General features: G+C 62.4%; 7 protein-coding genes. 4 read left to right on the top strand and 3 right to left on the bottom strand.

Annotated elements, in window-relative coordinates:
• Positions 1 to 10: 10 nt before the first annotated feature.
• Positions 11 to 4,552, bottom strand: a complete 4,542-nt coding sequence (gltB, locus tag ACYVHT_RS06960; protein WP_460549378.1) for a glutamate synthase large subunit — start codon at positions 4,550 to 4,552, stop codon at positions 11 to 13.
• Between the two features lie 399 nt (positions 4,553 to 4,951).
• Here gltB and ACYVHT_RS06955 point away from each other — a divergent pair, with 399 nt between their 5' ends.
• A complete protein-coding gene (locus tag ACYVHT_RS06955; protein ID WP_460549376.1) occupies positions 4,952 to 5,554 on the top strand; it encodes an urease accessory protein in 603 nt (200 codons plus the stop codon).
• Positions 5,555 to 5,725: 171 nt separating this feature from the next.
• The gene (locus tag ACYVHT_RS06950) at positions 5,726 to 6,718 is read left to right on the top strand and encodes a formylglycine-generating enzyme family protein (protein WP_460549374.1); all 993 of its coding nucleotides are present in this window, start codon (positions 5,726 to 5,728) and stop codon (positions 6,716 to 6,718) included.
• Between the two features lie 12 nt (positions 6,719 to 6,730).
• On the opposite strand, the gene ACYVHT_RS06945 is transcribed toward ACYVHT_RS06950, so the two are convergent.
• Positions 6,731 to 7,684: a DUF4886 domain-containing protein gene (locus ACYVHT_RS06945; RefSeq protein ID WP_460549372.1), complete on the bottom strand. Its 954-nt coding sequence runs from the start codon at positions 7,682 to 7,684 to the stop codon at positions 6,731 to 6,733.
• Between the two features lie 58 nt (positions 7,685 to 7,742).
• Complete coding sequence (locus ACYVHT_RS06940; protein WP_460549370.1) at positions 7,743 to 11,768, bottom strand: two-component regulator propeller domain-containing protein; 4,026 nt, start codon at positions 11,766 to 11,768, stop codon at positions 7,743 to 7,745.
• 177 nt (positions 11,769 to 11,945) lie between these two features.
• On the opposite strand from ACYVHT_RS06940, the gene ACYVHT_RS06935 reads away from it, so the two are divergent.
• Positions 11,946 to 13,658, top strand: coding sequence for an arylsulfatase (locus tag ACYVHT_RS06935; protein ID WP_460549368.1), 1,713 nt, complete (start codon positions 11,946 to 11,948; stop codon positions 13,656 to 13,658).
• Between the two features lie 151 nt (positions 13,659 to 13,809).
• Positions 13,810 to 16,890, top strand: a complete 3,081-nt coding sequence (locus tag ACYVHT_RS06930) for a SusC/RagA family TonB-linked outer membrane protein (RefSeq protein ID WP_460549366.1) — start codon at positions 13,810 to 13,812, stop codon at positions 16,888 to 16,890.
• Positions 16,891 to 16,899 lie beyond the last annotated feature (9 nt).

Genomic DNA, 16,899 nt, shown 5'->3' with positions numbered 1-16,899 from the left:
GCCAGCCGCGTCACCCCACCTCCGCGTACCGGGCCTTTTGCAGCGCCTTCTTATACTCGCTCGGAAACACCTTCACGAACTTCCCGGCTTCCTCCTGCCAGTTGCCCAGCAGAAAAGCCGCTACCTGGCTGCCGGTCAGCTCCACGTGCTTTCGTAGCAGCTCCTGAATCTGGTCCTCGTCGTCGGCGTCGAGCGGGTCGAGTTCGACCATTTCGGGGTTGCAGTTTTGGGGGAACGTGCCGTTGGGGTCGTAGACCCAGGCGATGCCGCCGCTCATGCCGGCAGCGAAGTTGCGGCCCGTCTGGCCCAGGATGAGGGCTCGTCCTCCCGTCATGTATTCGCAGCCGTGGTCGCCCACGCCTTCGACCACCGCCGTGGCGCCGGAGTTGCGCACAGCGAACCGCTCGCCGGCCTGGCCGCGCACGAACAGCGCGCCGGAGGTGGCCCCGTACAGCGCCACGTTGCCGATGATGATGTTCTGCTCGGGCACGAAGTGGGCGGCGGGGGAGGGGAAAATGGCCAGCTGCGCCCCGCTCAGACCCTTGCCCACGTAGTCGTTGGCCTCGCCTTCGAGGGCGAAGGACAACCCCTTCACGCTGAATGCGCCGAAGCTCTGGCCCGCCGAGCCGCGGAATCGGAAGTTGATGGTATTAGCCGGCAGGCCGGCGGCGTGATAGCGCTTGGCAATCTCGTTGGAGAGCAGCGTGCCGATGGTGCGGTCAATGTTCTGCACTTCGAACTCGGCAAAAACGGGCGTCTGCTCATTCAGGGCCGGCTGGGCGTGGTCGAGCAGCTGCCAGTCCAGGATGCCGCGGATGCCGTGGTCCTGCGCCTCGCTGTGGTAGAGCGTGCCGCCGGAGATGTTCACGGCGGGGTGCAGCATGTCGGTCAGGTCGAGCTGGCGGGCTTTCCAATGGGTGATGCCCTCGCGCACTTTCAGGAATTCGGGGCGCCCCACCATCTCATTTATCGTGCGGAAACCCAGCTCGGCCATGATTTCGCGCAGTTCCTCGGCCAGGAAGCGGAACAGGTTCACAACGTGCTCGGGCTGGCCGGTGAAAAGCTTGCGCAGCTCGGGGTCCTGCGTCGCTACGCCCACAGGGCAGGTGTTGAGGTGGCATTTGCGCATCATTACGCAGCCGCCGGCTACCAGCGCGGCGGTGGCGACGCCCCATTCTTCGGCCCCCAAAAGCGCGGCTACGGCCAGGTCGCGGCCGGTTTTCAGCTGGCCGTCGGCTTGGAGCACCACGCGGCTGCGGAGCTGGTTGCGCACCAGGGTTTGGTGGGCTTCGGCGAGGCCCAGCTCCCAGGGCAGGCCGGCGTGCTTGATGGAGCTGATGGGCGAGGCGCCCGTGCCGCCGTCGTAGCCGGCAATGAGGATGACGTCGGCGTGGGCCTTGGCGACGCCGGCCGCGATGGTGCCCACGCCCGCCTTGCTCACCAGCTTCACGTTGATGCGGGCGGCGCGGTTGGCGTTTTTCAGGTCGAAGATGAGCTGGGCCAGGTCTTCGATGGAGTAGATATCGTGGTGGGGCGGGGGCGAAATCAGGCCGACGCCGGGGGTGGCGTGGCGCACTTTGGCAATCCATTCGTCCACCTTGTGGCCGGGGAGCTGCCCGCCCTCGCCGGGCTTGGCGCCCTGGGCCATCTTGATTTGCAGCTCGTCGGCGTTGGTGAGGTAGTGCGCAGTCACGCCGAAGCGGGCCGACGCCACCTGCTTAATGGCCGAGCGCATGGAGTCGCCGTTGGCCATTTTTTCATAGCGCAATGGGTCCTCGCCGCCCTCGCCGGTGTTGCTTTTGCCGCCGATGCGGTTCATGGCAATGGCCAGGGTGCTGTGCGCCTCGTGCGAAATCGAGCCAAACGACATGGCCCCGGTCGCAAACCGCCGCATAATGCCCTCGGCCGGCTCCACTTCGTCCAGGGAAATCGGGTCGCGATGATGCGCGAAATCCAGCAGGCCGCGCAGGGTGAACATGCGCTCCGGCTGCTCGTTGATGAGCTTGGCGTAGCGCTGGTAGGTGGCGTAGTTGTTCGTCCGCGTGGCCAGCTGCAGCAGGTGCACGGTTTCGGGGTTGAACATGTGCGCCTCGCCGCGCCGCCGCCAGTGGTAGAGGCCGCCGTCGGGCAGCAGGGTCTGCTCCTCGGGCGTGGTCGATTTGAAGCCTTGAAAGTGCTTGTAGAGCGTTTCGCGGGCAATTTCATCCAGCCCCAGCCCGCCGATGCGCGTCACGGCGCCACAGAAATAAGCATCCACCACGGCTTGATTGATGCCCAGAATCTCGAACACCTGCGCGCCGTGGTAACTCTGCAGCGTCGAAATTCCCATCTTCGAGAAAATCTTCAGCAGGCCGTCGCACACGGCTTTGATGTAGTTATAATTCAGCTGTTCATGGTCCAGATTGGTGTTGAACTGGTCCGCCTCGTGCATGGTCCGGATGGTGGCCAGCGCCAGATACGGGTTGATGGCCGTGGCCCCAAACGACAGCAAACAGGCAAAATGGTGCACTTCCCACACATCGCCGGCCTCCACCACCAGGCCCACCGTGCCCCGACAGCCGAGCTTGATAAGGTGGTGATGCACCGCCGAAACGGCCAGCAGCGACGGAATGGGCGCGTGCAGCGAATCCACGCCGCGGTCCGACAAAATCAGGACTTCGTAGCCGTCGTTCACCGCATCCTCGGCGTAGCGGCAGAGGCGGGCGAGGCCGCGTTCCAGCGCGCCGGGCTGCTCGTCGGCCTTGAAGTAAGTCAGCAAAGTCTTGGCGTTGAACAAGCCCGTATCAATGCTGCGCAGCTTTTCCAACTCCAGGTTGCTCAGGATGGGCTGGCGCAGCGCCACGCAATGGCAGTGGTGCTTGTCCTCGTCCAGAATGTTGCCGTTGTTGCCCAGGAAGGTTGCCAGGCTCATCACCAGCCGCTCCCGGATGGGGTCGATGGGCGGGTTGGTGACCTGCGCGAAAAATTGCTTGAAGTAGCTGCTCAGGTGCTGCGGCTGGTCGGAAAGCACGGCCAGCGGCACGTCCACGCCCATCGAGCCGATGGGTTCCTTGCCCTCCAGCGCCATGGGCGTGATGAGCACGTCGATGTCCTCGCGGGTGTAGCCGAACACCTGGTGGTACTTGAACACCGAATCGGCGGCCAACTCCGTGAATACCTGGCGCGGCTCGGGCAATTCTTCCAGCCGAATCTGGTACTCGTTCAGCCAGGCGCCGTAGGGCTGGCGGCCGGCGGCCTGGGCCTTCAATTCCTCGTCGGTGATGATGCGGCCGGCCACGGTGTCCACCAGCAGCATTTTGCCGGGCTGCAGGCGGCCTTTCTGCACCACGGTGGCGGGGTCGATGCCCAGCACACCGGCCTCGGAGGCCACCAGCACGCGGCCGTCGGTGGTTTCGAGGTAGCGCAGGGGGCGCAGGCCGTTGCGGTCAAGCATGGCCCCGATGAGCTTGCCGTCGGTGAAGAGCAGGGCGGCCGGGCCGTCCCAGGGCTCCATAAACGTGGCGTGGAACTCGTAGAAGGCCTTTTTGAGCGGGTCCATCTGGGTGTTGCCGTCCCAGGCTTCGGGCACCAGCATCATCATTACGTGCGGCAGCGGGCGGCCCGAGTGCAGCAGGATTTCCACCACGTTATCGAGGCAGGCCGAGTCCGACTGCCCGGCATCGACCACCGGCAGCAGCATGTCCATCTCCTCCGCCGAGAAGTACGGCGACACGTAGCTGCGCAGCCCCGCGTAGAACCAGTTCAGGTTGCCCCGCAGCGTATTAATCTCCCCATTGTGCGCCAGAAACCGGAACGGCTGGGCCAGCTTCCAGCTCGGAAATGTGTTGGTCGAAAACCGCGAATGCACCAGCCCAAACGCCGAGGTCACTCGCTCGTCGCTGAGGTCGGGGAAGTAACCGCGCACCTGGTAGGTGGTGAGCTGGCCCTTGTAGACAATGGTTTTGCACGAGAGCGAGGCGAAGTAGAACACGTCCATCGCGGCCGTCACCGTCTCGCGCACCGTCTTAAAAATCAGGCGGCGCAACACGTACAGCTTGCGCTCGAAATCATCGGGATTGGTAATGCCCGCCGGCCGGCCAAAAAACACCTGCTCCATCACCGGCTCGGCTGCCAGCGCCGTGGGGCCGATGCCGGTCGGGTTCACCGGCACGGGCCGGTAGCCCAGCAGCGGGAACCCCAGCCGCGCCGCCGCCCCGTTGATGACCTCGCGGCAGGCTTCGCGCAGCTTTTCATCCTTCGGCAAATAGGCAAAGCCCACGCCGTAGCTGCCCGGCTCGGGCAGGCGGATGTTCAGGGCCACGCACTCTTCCAGCAGAAACCAGTGCGGAATCTGGATGAGCAGGCCGGCTCCGTCGCCGGAGTCGGAATCGCAGCCGCAGGCGCCGCGGTGCTCCATGTTTTCGAGCATGGTCAGCGCGTCGGTGATGGTCTGGTGCGTTTTGCGGCCGTTGAGGTAGGTGATGAAACCGGTCCCGCAGGCATCGTGCTCAAATTCGGGGCGGTACAGGCCCTGCGGAGCGTCGGTGGATGGTATCGGGGCGTTGAAAGTCATAGGGGAGGGGCCGCGGTTTGGCGGAAACATTAGCAGGGGCCGGCGTAAAATCAGCCAACGGCACGCAGTCGTTTACAAGAAACGTCCTGCCGCTGGCGGGCAAAATGGCTGTAGCAGCAGCTTTACTATTTCCATTTCGCGTTATTGACTAGTAAATTATTGATGATTAGCAGGTTGTGTATATGGTTTGTACGATGTCAAAACCGGGTGCCAATACGCCGCATAGCGTTTGAATGCCCCTTGCCATACAGCACCGGATTCCAAGTTACGGGCGCCTTTTCCAGATTCAGCAGCTAATCCAAGAAGTTTGGGTTACTTTTTCGAAAAAATCCGACCTGCCCTGTAATATGGGTGCCCCAAACGTTTCCAATAACTATTTCCCCTCAAATACCCTTCTAAATGCAAGGCCTGTTGCCCATTTTGTTTGCTTCCGTGGCCGGAATGGGTCATGCTTTCGAACCCGACCACCTGCTGGCCGTGGGCAACCTCATTTCGCGCCGCGATACCCTCGCCGAAGCCTTGCGCGACGGCATCTACTGGGGCCTGGGCCACACCACCACGCTGGTCGTCGTGGGCGCCATCATCCTGCTGGGCCGCGTCACGTTCCTCACCTCCGGCTATTTCGAAGCAGCGGTGGGCCTCATGCTCATCGTCATGGGCATTAGCCGGCTGCTGGAGCAGCGCCGGCCGCCCGCCAGGGTGCGGCCCGGTGCCTCGCCTTCCCGCGCTGCCTACGCCGTGGGCCTGCTCCACGGCCTGGCCGGCAGCGGCGCGCTGGTGCTGCTGGTGATGAGCGAAATCCGCGACCCGTGGCTGAGCGTGGGGTATTTCGCGGTATTCGGCGCGGGCTCTATTCTGGGCATGTTCATCGTGGCGGGGCTGTGCAGCGTGCCGTTCACGAAGCGCATGAAAATCAGCCGGACGTTGAAATTTGGTACCGTCACCTTGTCGTCGCTGCTGTGCATCGGGTACGGCGGGTGGATGATTTATGGGAATATTTAATCAGGGGGATGCCTTGAAATGAGTCGGCGGCACAGAAAGTGCAGCCAATGGCCGATGGCACGCGGGGCTGGGTGGCGTAACTTGTCCCTCGGAACCGAAAAACAGCCCGGACCTTGTTTCAATCAAGTATCTGCGGATACTGGCTCTGGCAGCGCATCCTGATTCCTGCTCATGCAATACACGTCCTTGTTTCTAAGTGGATTGGTGCTGCTTGGCGCGGCCTGCCATTCAAAGCAAAGCCCGCCGGAGCAGCCGCAGGCGGCCACGCCGCCCGCAGTTGCCTCGTTTGCGTACTCGCCCACCACCACGGTATTGCGCACAGCGCCGCCCCCTGAAGGAGCGCCCATTGCCCAGGTGCCACCCGCCACGCTGCCGCCCGGCATGGTGTACGTTCCTGGCGGCTATACCCAGATTGGCTCCGAGGAAGGCATGGACCAGGAAAAACCCACGTTTTGGGTGCGGCTGAAACCGTTTCTGATGGACCGGCACGAGGTGACGGTAGGGCAGTTTCGGCAATTTGTGCAGGCCACGCATTTTCAGACCCAGGCCGAAAAGTTTGGTGATGGCGGCGTGTTCAACGATTCGACCAAGGCCTGGGGGCTCATGAAGGGGGCCACCTGGCAATTCCCCTACGGCCCCGCCGCCGGCAAAGCGGCCGATAATATGCCCGTGGCACAAGTGTCGTGGAACGATGCGCGGGCCTACGCCAAATGGGCCGGCAAGCGCCTGCCCACCGAGCTGGAATGGGAGCACGCCGCCCGCAACGGGACCAACAGCCGCACGCGCTACCCGTTTGGCAATGCGCTGACGGCCAATGGCAAGCCATTGGCCAATACCTGGAACGGCACCTTCCCCGACCACGACAACGTGACCGATGGCTACCATCGTGCCGCGCCGGTGGGCACCTTCGGCCAGTCGCCGGCCGGCCTGCAGGACATGGCCGGCAACCTCTGGGAGTGGTGCGAAAACGTGAAGCAGCCCTACGCCGACGTGCTGGCCGGCAAGGCCGCCGTGCCCACGCCCGAAACCGAGCGGGCGCAGCGCGGCGGCTCCTACCTCTGCGAGCCGGGCTGGTGCCACGGCTACCGCGTGTCGGGCCGCTCGGGCAGCAGCCCCGAAACGGCCCTCATGCACGTTGGCTTCCGTTGCGTGCAGGATTTGTAGGCAATCCAGGGCTTAATTCCCGGGCTGTGGGTGCGGCTGTTTAGCCGTCCGCACCTGCTCGTAGGCAATGCGCTGCAGGCTGGCGGCCTGCCCCGGCGTGAGGCCCAGGGCGGCGGCGGCCTGTTCGCCCGCACCCAGCTTCCGGGGGTCGTGGCCGGTGAGTTCGGCAAAGAGCACGCAGGCGTTGAGGTACGCCCCGTAGAAGCTGGGGTGGCGGCCATCGGGAGCCCACAGGTTGAGCTTGCCGGTTTCGGGGGCGTAGGGGTTGGGCATGGCTACGCCGGCCCGAATGGCGCGCAGCCAGGCATCGCCGGCCGGGGCTACCCCCGCAAAATGACCGTTTTGCCGATACAGCCCATAGTAGGCAGCGTGCAGGTCGTGGGTCATTGAATCGAGGGGCCGGCCGGCGTAGGTAGCACCGGGGGTGTAGGTAAGCTGGGCGTTGGCCCAGGTTTCATACAGGTAGAGGCGGGCCCTGGGACTGGCTTCGTGAATGGCCTGCTCCAGCCTGGTGCCGTAGGTGTAGAAGCGCGCCGGCTGGCCCCCGTGGCGGGCAGGCAGTGGCCCGGTGCTGTAGTCATGCATCACCACCGCATCCCATTTCGGCTGTTTGATGACGGCCAGCAGACTGTCGTAGTGAAACTGAAACGACTGGCCGCTAAGGGCTTCCAGATGCACTTCGTAGTTGAGCCCGGCTTCGTCGGTCATCTTCTTGAAAATGCCGGGAATGCCGCCCCAAGGGCCTGGCTCGCCCGCATATTGCCGGGTGCGCTGGCCCGGGTGCTGAGGCGGAAAGTTTTCGTCGGTAATGCTGGCCGCGTTGTAGTTGAGCACCGGCGGCCGGGCACCGTGAAAAAAGCTGTTGCCTACAAACAGAATTACAATCGGGCGTTGGGGTGGCTTGCCCGCCTGTGCTGCCCTGAAGCCAAGGGCGAGGGCCAGTATCAGCAGAAATGTATTGCGCATGGCGTAAAAAAGGGGATGTTGTCGGAAAAGTTTCGGCAAGCCGGCTGCCGGACGAGTGCTACCCTGCCTTGCTTGGCGTCACGCCATACTTTTTCTTGAAGGCCCGGCCGAAATAATTGGGGTCGTTGAATCCCGTTTCGAAGGCCGCCTCGCTCACGCTCAGCCCATTTTCCAGCAGCTGGCGGGCCACCGTGAGGCGGTAGTCGTTGAGGTATTCCTTGGTGCTGAAGCCGGTGAGGGCCTTGAGCTTGGTGTGCAGCTGCGAGCGGCTGCAGCTCATCTGCTGGGCCAGCCGGTCCACGTCCACGTCCTTATTCCTGAATTCCTGGCTGACCAGCGCGGCGAATTTCAACACGAATTCCTGCTCCTTGTTGCGGGTGGGCAGCGTGGTCAGGCGCGAATCGGTGAGCCCATCCACCAGCTTGTTCTTGAGCCGCGCAATGGCCCGCAGGTGATTGGCAATGAGCAGGTCCAGCTCGGGCAGGTTGAACGGCTTGCTCAGGTAGCCGTCGGCCCCGCTGTTGAGGCCGCTGAGGATGGTTTTATCGTCCTTGTCGCCCAGCAGCAGCAGCACCGGAATGGCCTGCGTCAGCGGATTGGCCTTCAGGGCGCTGCACAGCGAGCGGTTGTTTTTATCTACGATGGCGCTGTCGCAGAGCACGATTTCCGGTAGGCTGGTTTCGGCCTTTTTCAGCGCCTCGGCAAACGTGTTGGCCACCACAATGCGGTACTCGGCCTGGAAATGCCGCTTGAGAAACTGCATCAAATCCTGGCTTTGGTCGATGATGAGCAGGGTGGGGCGGGCGGCGGCCGGGCCGGCTTCGGCCGGCAGCGGAGCCGCGGCCTGGGGCAACGAGTCGTCGCTTGCTCGTACCAGCTGCGCGGAAAGGGAAGGGGCCTGCTTGGCTTGCGCAGCCCGGCCAAGCAGGCTTTTGCGAATGGGCAGCGTGATGGCCAGGGCCGATGCTTCGGGGGGGGCGTCGAACTCGGCCGTGCCGCCCAGGAGCTTCAGCAGGTTGAACGTCAGGTGCAAGCCAATGCTGGAGGCCTGGTCCTGCAGAAACAGCTCGTCGGGGTTTTCGGCTACCCGGTAGCTGTGCTGCAGCTGCGGCAGCAGCGTGGGCTGTGCGGGCAGCGCAAAGCGAAGCGTGAGCTGGCTCACCGGCTGCTGCGTCACGCTGGCAATGGCCACGGCCACAGCCAGCTCGCCATCCTCGGGCAGCTCGTGGGCCAGAAAAAACACGAGGTTGCCGAGTATCATTTCCAGCTTGCCCGCATCGAACGTCGCCGAGAGGTAGGGCTGCGAAAAGCGCAGCTTTTTCTCCAGCCGCCGGGCCTGCAGCAGCGGGTCGAAGGCCTGCACCGTGTCCTTGATGAAGGCCACGATGTCGGCATCGGTCAGCTCGAGCTTTTGCGGCTCGCGCTGGGTTTTGCGCAGCTGCGTAATCTGATTGATAAGGATTTGCAGGCGCTTCGCATTTTTTTTGATGACGCCGTAGTTGGTGGCCGCATCGGTGCGCCAGGCTTGGTTGGAGCGCACCAGCTCATCTACTTCGGCCATAATCAGGGTGATGGGCGTGTTGAACTCATTCGACAGAAAAGTGAAGAAATTCAGCTTCTGCTGGTTCAGCTCCTCGCTCTTTTCGCGCTCCACGCGCTCCACGCGCACAGCGGTTTTCTGCTCGTTCAGGAAGGTGATAAAGCGGCGGTAGAGCAGCAGCGCAGCAATGCCCAGCAGCAGGTAGAGCCCGTAGGCATAGCCGCTCCGCCAGAACGGCGGCCGCACCACCAGCGTCAGCCTGCGCTCGTGCGCCGACAGCTCCCCGTTGGGCCGGTAGGCCCGAACGTGAAATGTGTAGCTGCCCGGCGATAAATTGGTGTAAGTGCGCGAGTTGACGGTGGTTTTCGGGCTCCAGCCGTCTTCGAATCCTTCCAGGTAATACGTATAGTAATTGGTGCCCCGCGAGAAGTAATTGATGGCGACAAAATGCAGCGTAACAACGTTTTGCGAATACGCCAGCGTGATTTCCGGCGTGCTGTCCAGGTTTCGGGGCAGCACCGATTTGGGGCCCACTTTCACGGTTTTGTCGAACAGCTGGAGGTCGGTGAAATACACCGGCGGGTCGACTACCTGCCGCGCAATGGTGGCGGGCGTGAAATAGCACAGCCCGTCCACGCTGCCGAAATACAGCGTGCCCTGCGCGTCTTTAAAGGCCGATTTGAAGTTGAACTGCGTGGTTTGCAGGCCACTGCCTTTGTCGTAGGCCCGGTAGACATTGTGCGCGGGGGCGAAGGACAGGAGGCCGCGGTTGGTTGAAAACCAGTACGTGCCCCGGTCATCGAGCAGGGTGCCGTACACCGTTTGGCTGGGCAGGTGCTGGTTGATGGCGGTGCGCTGGAAGGCTTGCCGGGGCTTGTCCCAGCAGCACACACCACCGTCGAGCGTGCCGAACCATACCTTGCCCCGACTGTCTTCGTAGATGCTGATTACCTGGTTGCTACGCAGGCTGGGCGTATTGCTGGCATCGTAATGAAACAGCTGCTGCCGGCCCGCATCGTAGCGGTAGATGCCGGCAAACCGCGTCGCTATCCACAGCTGATTATCAGAATCTTCCCACACGGCGTAGATGAATTTCGTGCCCAGCTCGGCGGGTTGGAACAGCCGGAACCGCTGGGTTTGCTCGTCCAGAACGTTGAGGCCGCGCTGGGTGCCCACCCACAGCACCCGCCGGTGGTCGCGGAAAATGGCGTACACGCTGTTGTTCGACAGCGACGTGGAATCGCCCTCGCTGTGCGTGTACACCTGCACGGCGCCCGTGCGGGGATTCAGCCGGTTGAGGCCGCCCAGAAACGTGCCCACCCACACCCGGCTGTTCGATTCGGGCAGCAACGAATGCACGTTGTCGTCGCTCAGGCCGGTGCGCCGGTTGAAAGAGGTAAACTGCCCACCGGTGGGCTCGCGCACACTCACCCCACCGTCTTCGGTGCCAATCCAGAGCCGGTGCTGCTGGTCTTCCTGCAGCTGGCTAACGGCCTTGCCCATAATGCTATGCCCGTTGCCAGCCGCAAACAAGTGGCTGAACGAAACGCCGGCCGGCTTGGTGTAGTTGACGCCGCCGAAGTACGAGCTTAGCCACACCGTGCCGTCGGCACTCACGTAGCTGGAGTAGATGGACCGGTCGGTGAGCTGGTGCGGAGCGTCGGAAAACGACTGGTCGTAGCGCTGCACGCCGGTGCGCTCCTTATTGATTACCACTGCGCCCGCCTCGCTGCCCAGCCACAAATTGCCCGCCTGGTCCTCGCTGATGGTGCGGATAACCCGCATCGGCGTCGGAAACAGGCGCCGAAACCACTCCACGGACCGGAAAGTCATGGTGGCCTCATCCAGCCGCAGCAGTGTGCCGTTGGTGCCCAGCCAGGTCTGGCCCGCCTGGTCTTTGTAGAGCGTGTAGTTGCGAAACGACGACGACTCCTCGCTGCTCGTTGCCTCAATGGCAGGCGTCACCAGCGTTTCGCCTTCGGTGTTGACGACAAAAGCCTTGCCTCCCTGCAAAACCAGAAAAGCGCCGCGCCGGAACTCGCAAATGGCGTGGATGGATTGCCTGGGCAGGATGTGGCGCACCCGGACCTGGCGGTTAAGAACATGAATACCGTCCTCGCTGCCCACCCAGAGCTCGCCCGCCAGGCTTCGTCTGATGGTCTGCACGTTCACCCGGAGCTGCCCCAGATTTATCCGCCTAAAGGCATCCTCGTTGAAGTCGTACTGAAACAACCCGACGGCCGTTCCAACCCACAGCTCGTGCCCTACGGCATACACGCAGTTGATGCGGTTGGCCTCGACATCGGGGCTGCGAAGGTCGAAGTCGTAATTCCGGATAACCTGACTATCGTAGCGACTCAGGCCGTCGCGTGTGCCGAACCACATAAACCCCTTGTAGTCCTGCGCAATGCTGAAAACAGTATTGTGCGATAGTCCTTCTTCCGAAGTTATGCGGTTGAAGTAAGCCTGCTGGGAATTTGCCAGGCTGACAATTAGCAGGAAACAGCTAATTGTCAGTAGATAGGTGCGGAGAGAGTGCTTCATTGCACCGTGAAAGTAGCGTTAGCGTTCAGGACAAATAAACCTGATTCAAGATTAACGCGCAGCACTGGCCGCAAGCCGGCATAATTGGATATTTGTCTTGGTATTGCATGCAAAAATGCTGCTTGCCGGGTGGGGGGTTCTCTAAAATTGCAGAACCAATCCCACCCAACCATGCGAATGAAATTATCCAGCCGCCGGGCGTATTCGGTGGTGGCGGCCCTCGTTGGGCTTGTCGCTATATTGAGCACAAGTGCGCTCACCTTTGCCCCCGATAAGAGACCTAAAAAGCCCAACATCATCCTGATAATGGCCGACGACCTCGGCTATTCGGACCTCGGCTGCTACGGTGGCGAAATCAAGACGCCCAATCTCGACAAGCTGGCGCACGGCGGCCTGCGCTTCACAGCCTGCTACAATGCCGGGCGCTGCTGCCCCACCCGTGCTTCCATGCTGACGGGGCTGTATCCGCACCAGGCCGGCATCGGCAAAATGACTTTTGATGAGGGCGAGCCGGGCTACCTGGGCTCTTTGGGGCCAAATACGGTAACGATTGCAGAAGCCCTGAAGGCTTCGGGCTACCAGACGGGCATGGTGGGCAAGTGGCACATCTCCGAAACCGTGCCCCGCAAAGACAAAGCAGAGCAGCTGAAATGGCTGGCGCATCAGGCTGACTATGGCGACTTTGCCCAGCCGGATGATACGCCTGCTGCGCGTGGCTTCGAGAAATTCTATGGCACCATCTGGGGCGTGGTCGATTACTTCGACCCGTTTAGTCTGGTGCACGGCAGCCAGCCGGTGAAATCGGTACCAAAGGACTTTTACTACACCAATGCCATCGGCGACTCGGCGGTGTCGTTTGTGCGGCAGTTTGGCAAATCGGCAAAGCCGTTTTTTATGTACGTGGCGTACACGGCCCCGCACTGGCCCATTCAGGCACTACCGGAGGACATCCGGAAGTATGAAAACGTGTACAAAGACGGCTGGCAGGCCTTGCGCCAGCAGCGCTACCAACGCCTGCTCGACCTGAAGCTGATTGACAAGGCCACCACGCCGCTGCCGGAATTTATGTTTCCGGAGAAGGACTGGGCCAGCAACCCGCACCGCGACTGGGATGCCCACGCCATGGCCGTGCACGCTGCGATGGTCGACCGAATGGACCAGAATATCGGCCATCTGGTTGCCGAGCTGAAGCGCACAAACCAGTTGGACAACACCATCATCATGTTCTTGTCGGACAACGGCGCCAGCCCCGAAGACCCGACGGAGTTCGGGCCGGGCTTCGACCGGGCCGGCAGCACCCGCGACGGCCGGCTGGTGGCTTTTCCGAAAAACAAAGAGGTACTGCCGGGTGGCGAGCTGGTGCACGCCGGCATTGGCGAAGTGTGGGCGCATTGCATCAACACGCCCTACCGCTACTACAAGGCCAAGCAGCACGAGGGCGGCATTGCCACACCGTTTATCGTGCACTGGCCGCAGGGCGTGGCCCAACCCGACCGCGTGGTGCGCGAGCCCGTGCACGTCATCGACCTGATGAGCACCTTCCTTGACGTGGCGCAAGGGAAGTACCCCACCACGTTTGCGGGCCGCAGCATCACGCCCACGCCCGGCAAGAGCATTCTGCCACTGCTCACCAAAGCCACGCCGCCAGCTCAGCGCATTCACTCCGAGCTGTTCTGGGAGCATTTCGGCGCGGCGGCCCTGCGCGAGCAGGATTGGAAAATCGTGCGCCTGACGGCCGATGCGCCCTGGGAACTGTACGACCTCAAAAACAACCGCTCCGAAACTAAGAACCTCGCCGCCCAGGAACGGGCGCGGGTGGCCGCCATGCAGCAGCGTTGGCAAGCGCTGGCTACTGACTACAAGGCTTTTCCGAAGCCGGCGAAGCAGTAACAGGCCGTATTTCCACCGGTCCGACGCCGGAGGCGTCCGACCGGTTTCCGCCAGCACGAGGGCACAACAACGACAACCGGTCGGACGCCTCCGGCGTCGGACCGGCTTCATCCCCATAACAACTCAACTTTCTCACCACCAAAAAATTCCCATGAACAAACCCTTACTTTTTCAACCCGCCCGCGCCCGCACGGCGCTGCTGGTTCTGCTGGCCCTGGTGCTGGGCATCGGCGTCAGCTTCGGGCAGAATATTCCGGTTTCGGGCCGCATTGTTTCCGATAAGGGCGAAGCCATTCCGTCGGTGACGGTGCTGGTGAAGGGCACCAATATCGGCGCGGCCAGCAACCCGGACGGCAGCTTCAGTTTGAGCGTGCCGGGCACTTCCAGCGTGCTGGTGTTTAGCTCGATTGGCTTTACGAACAAGGAAGTGACTGTTGGCAGCCAACGGATTATCAACGTGGAACTCAGCGAAAACAGCCAGTCGCTCGACGATGTGGTGGTGGTGGGCTACGGCACGGTGAAGAAGAGCGACCTGACCGGCTCGGTGGGCTCGCTGAAGCAGAAGGAGCTGACGCCGGGTGCCATCGTGAACGTGCAGCAGGCCATTCAGGGCCGTGTGGCGGGTGTGCAGGTATACCAGAAAAGCGGCGAGCCGGGCAGCGCCATGAGCGTAAAAATCCGGGGCACGAGCTCCATCACGGCCGGCAACGACCCGCTGTACGTCATCGACGGCATGCCGGTGAACAACGACGCGCCCATCGGCGGCAACGGGGCCGGCTTCACGCCCACCAACCCGCGCAACCCGCTCAACAGCCTGAACCCGGCGGACATTGAGTCGATTGAGATTCTGAAAGACGCCTCGGCCACGGCTATTTACGGCTCGCGCGGCTCCAACGGCGTGGTGCTCATCACCACCAAGCGCGGCACCAGCGGCACCATGAGCCTGAACTACAGCGCTCAATACGGCCGCCAGTACGTGGCGCACAGCCCCAAAATGCTGACCGGCCAGCAGTACCACGACGTGCTGAACGCGCTGCAGGATGCCGGCGCGGCCGACGCCACCCAGCGCGTGCCCGACAACTACGTGAACACCGACTGGCAGCAGGAGCTGTACCAGAAAGCGCCTACCCAGACGCACGACCTGTCCTTCTCGGGCGGGGGCGGCAACACCAAATACTTCGCCTCGCTGGGCTATTTCGACCAGCAGGGCGTGCTGCAAAATTCGAGTAACCGCCGCTACTCAGCCCGCCTGAACGTGGAAAACCGCGTGGCCCAGAAGTACGCCTTCGGCCTGAACCTGGCCACGTCCTACATCAAGGATAAGCTGAACTCGGTGGGCCTGGGCATCAACGAAAACGCCAGCGCGCTGTACTCGGCCATCAGCTACGACCCCAGCGTGCCCATTTACAACCCCGATGGCAGCTACTTCCGCTCCACGGCCATGACCATCGACAACCCGGTGTCGCTCATCAACGGGCAATATGCTATCAGCGACTCGTATCGCACGTTCGGCACGGTGTACGGCGAGTATTTCCTCATGCCCTCGCTGTCGGCCAAAGTGCGGGTGGGCGGCGACATCAACACCAGCCAGCGCAACGAATGGCTCGACCCCACCACGCTGGCCGGCTCGCAGATTAACGGCCTGGGCACCATCCTGTCGGGCAACCGCAACTACTACATGGGCGAGTTCACGCTGAATTTCAATAAGGAGTTTGGCAAGCACAGCATCAGCGCGGTGGTGGGCACGACGTATGAGCACTTTGGCTCAAACAGCTTCTCGGCCAGCGCGCGGGGCTTCACCCTGCCCGACCTCACCTACAACGCCCTGGGCTCGGGCATCAGCACCCTCAACACGGTGGGCAGCGGCCGGGCCGAAACCCGGCTGGGCTCGGTGCTGGGCCGCGTGAACTACGCGTTTGCCGATAAGTACCTGGCCACGGTGTCGTTGCGGGCCGATGCTTCGTCGCGCTTCGGGCCGAATAACCAGACCGGCTACTTCCCGTCGGCGGCGCTGGCCTGGAAAATCAAGGAGGAGAATTTTTTGAAAGACTACAACTGGCTGACCGAGTTGAAGCTGCGCGCCAGCTACGGCGCCACCGGCAACCAGAACATCGGCAACTTTCTGTTCCTGACCACCTTCAACAACGGCATCGACATTGTGCAGGGCGGCGTGCGCGTGCCGTCCATTCAGCCCAGCCGCAGCCCCAACCCCGATTTGAAGTGGGAATCGGCCCGGCAGTTTGATGCCGGCATAGACTTCGCGCTGTTCGATGGCCGCGTGCAGGGCACCGTGGACTACTACAACCGCACCACCGCCGACCTGCTGCTGGGCGTGCCGCAGCCGCTGAGCACCGGCTTCACAGTGCAAACCCGCAACATCGGCAGCGTGCGCAGCTCGGGCTTCGAGTTTTCGGTGAACACGGGCGTGGTGCGGCAGACTGACTTTTCTTGGAACATCAACGCCAACCTGACCACGCTCAACAGCCGCATCATCACGCTGGGCGGCGGGCCGCCGATTTACGCCGGCACGGTGGGCAACATCACCAACGCCAGCATCATCACGCCGGGCGAGTCGCTGGGCAATTTCTACGGCTACCAGATTCTGGGCGTGTGGCAAATGACCGACGACCTGACCAAAGCGCCCGCCGGCGTGAAGCCCGGCGACACCAAATACAAGGACCAGAACGGCGATGGCCAAATCACCGACGCCGACCGCGTGATACTGGGCAAGTCGCTGCCCGATTTCACCTACGGCATCACCAATACCTTCAAGTACAAGGGTCTGAGCCTGGATGCTTTCATCGAGGGCGCGCGGGGCGGCAGCATCCTGAACAACAACGCGGTGGACACCTACTTTCCCTACAGCTTCCGCCGCAACCGCCTGGCCGAGCCGCTGCTGAACCGCTGGACGCCCCAGAACCCAACCAACGACTACCCCTCGTTCGTGAACCCAGTATCGCAGGGCTCGCGCACCGTGAACTCGACCACCGTGGAAAAGGCTGATTACCTGCGCCTGCAGTCGGTGCGCTTGTCTTATGCCGTGCCGCTGCCCACGGGCAAGGCCATCAAGTCGCTGGGCGTGTTCGTGACCGGTCAGAACCTGTTTACTCTCACCAAATACTCGGGCACCGACCCGGCCGTGAATGCCATCGGCAACGACCTCGTCAAAATCGACTACGCGTCTTACCCCCTCACCCGGACCTTCCTGGCCGGCCTCACCGCCCAATTCTAAGCTGATTTC

This window comes from Hymenobacter daeguensis (assembly GCF_054780555.1).
This window is presented reverse-complemented; position numbering and strand designations above follow the sequence as displayed.

What these genes read in the sequence shown, in the direction of transcription:
- ACYVHT_RS06955 (WP_460549376.1), top strand. Translation starts at nt 4,952, where the DNA reads ATGCAAGGCCTGTTGCCCATTTTGTTTGCTTCCGTGGCCGGAATGGGT.
- ACYVHT_RS06940 (WP_460549370.1), bottom strand. Translation starts at nt 11,768, where the DNA reads ATGAAGCACTCTCTCCGCACCTATCTACTGACAATTAGCTGTTTCCTG.
- gltB (WP_460549378.1), bottom strand. Translation starts at nt 4,552, where the DNA reads ATGACTTTCAACGCCCCGATACCATCCACCGACGCTCCGCAGGGCCTG.
- ACYVHT_RS06935 (WP_460549368.1), top strand. Translation starts at nt 11,946, where the DNA reads ATGAAATTATCCAGCCGCCGGGCGTATTCGGTGGTGGCGGCCCTCGTT.
- ACYVHT_RS06945 (WP_460549372.1), bottom strand. Translation starts at nt 7,684, where the DNA reads ATGCGCAATACATTTCTGCTGATACTGGCCCTCGCCCTTGGCTTCAGG.
- ACYVHT_RS06950 (WP_460549374.1), top strand. Translation starts at nt 5,726, where the DNA reads ATGCAATACACGTCCTTGTTTCTAAGTGGATTGGTGCTGCTTGGCGCG.
- ACYVHT_RS06930 (WP_460549366.1), top strand. Translation starts at nt 13,810, where the DNA reads ATGAACAAACCCTTACTTTTTCAACCCGCCCGCGCCCGCACGGCGCTG.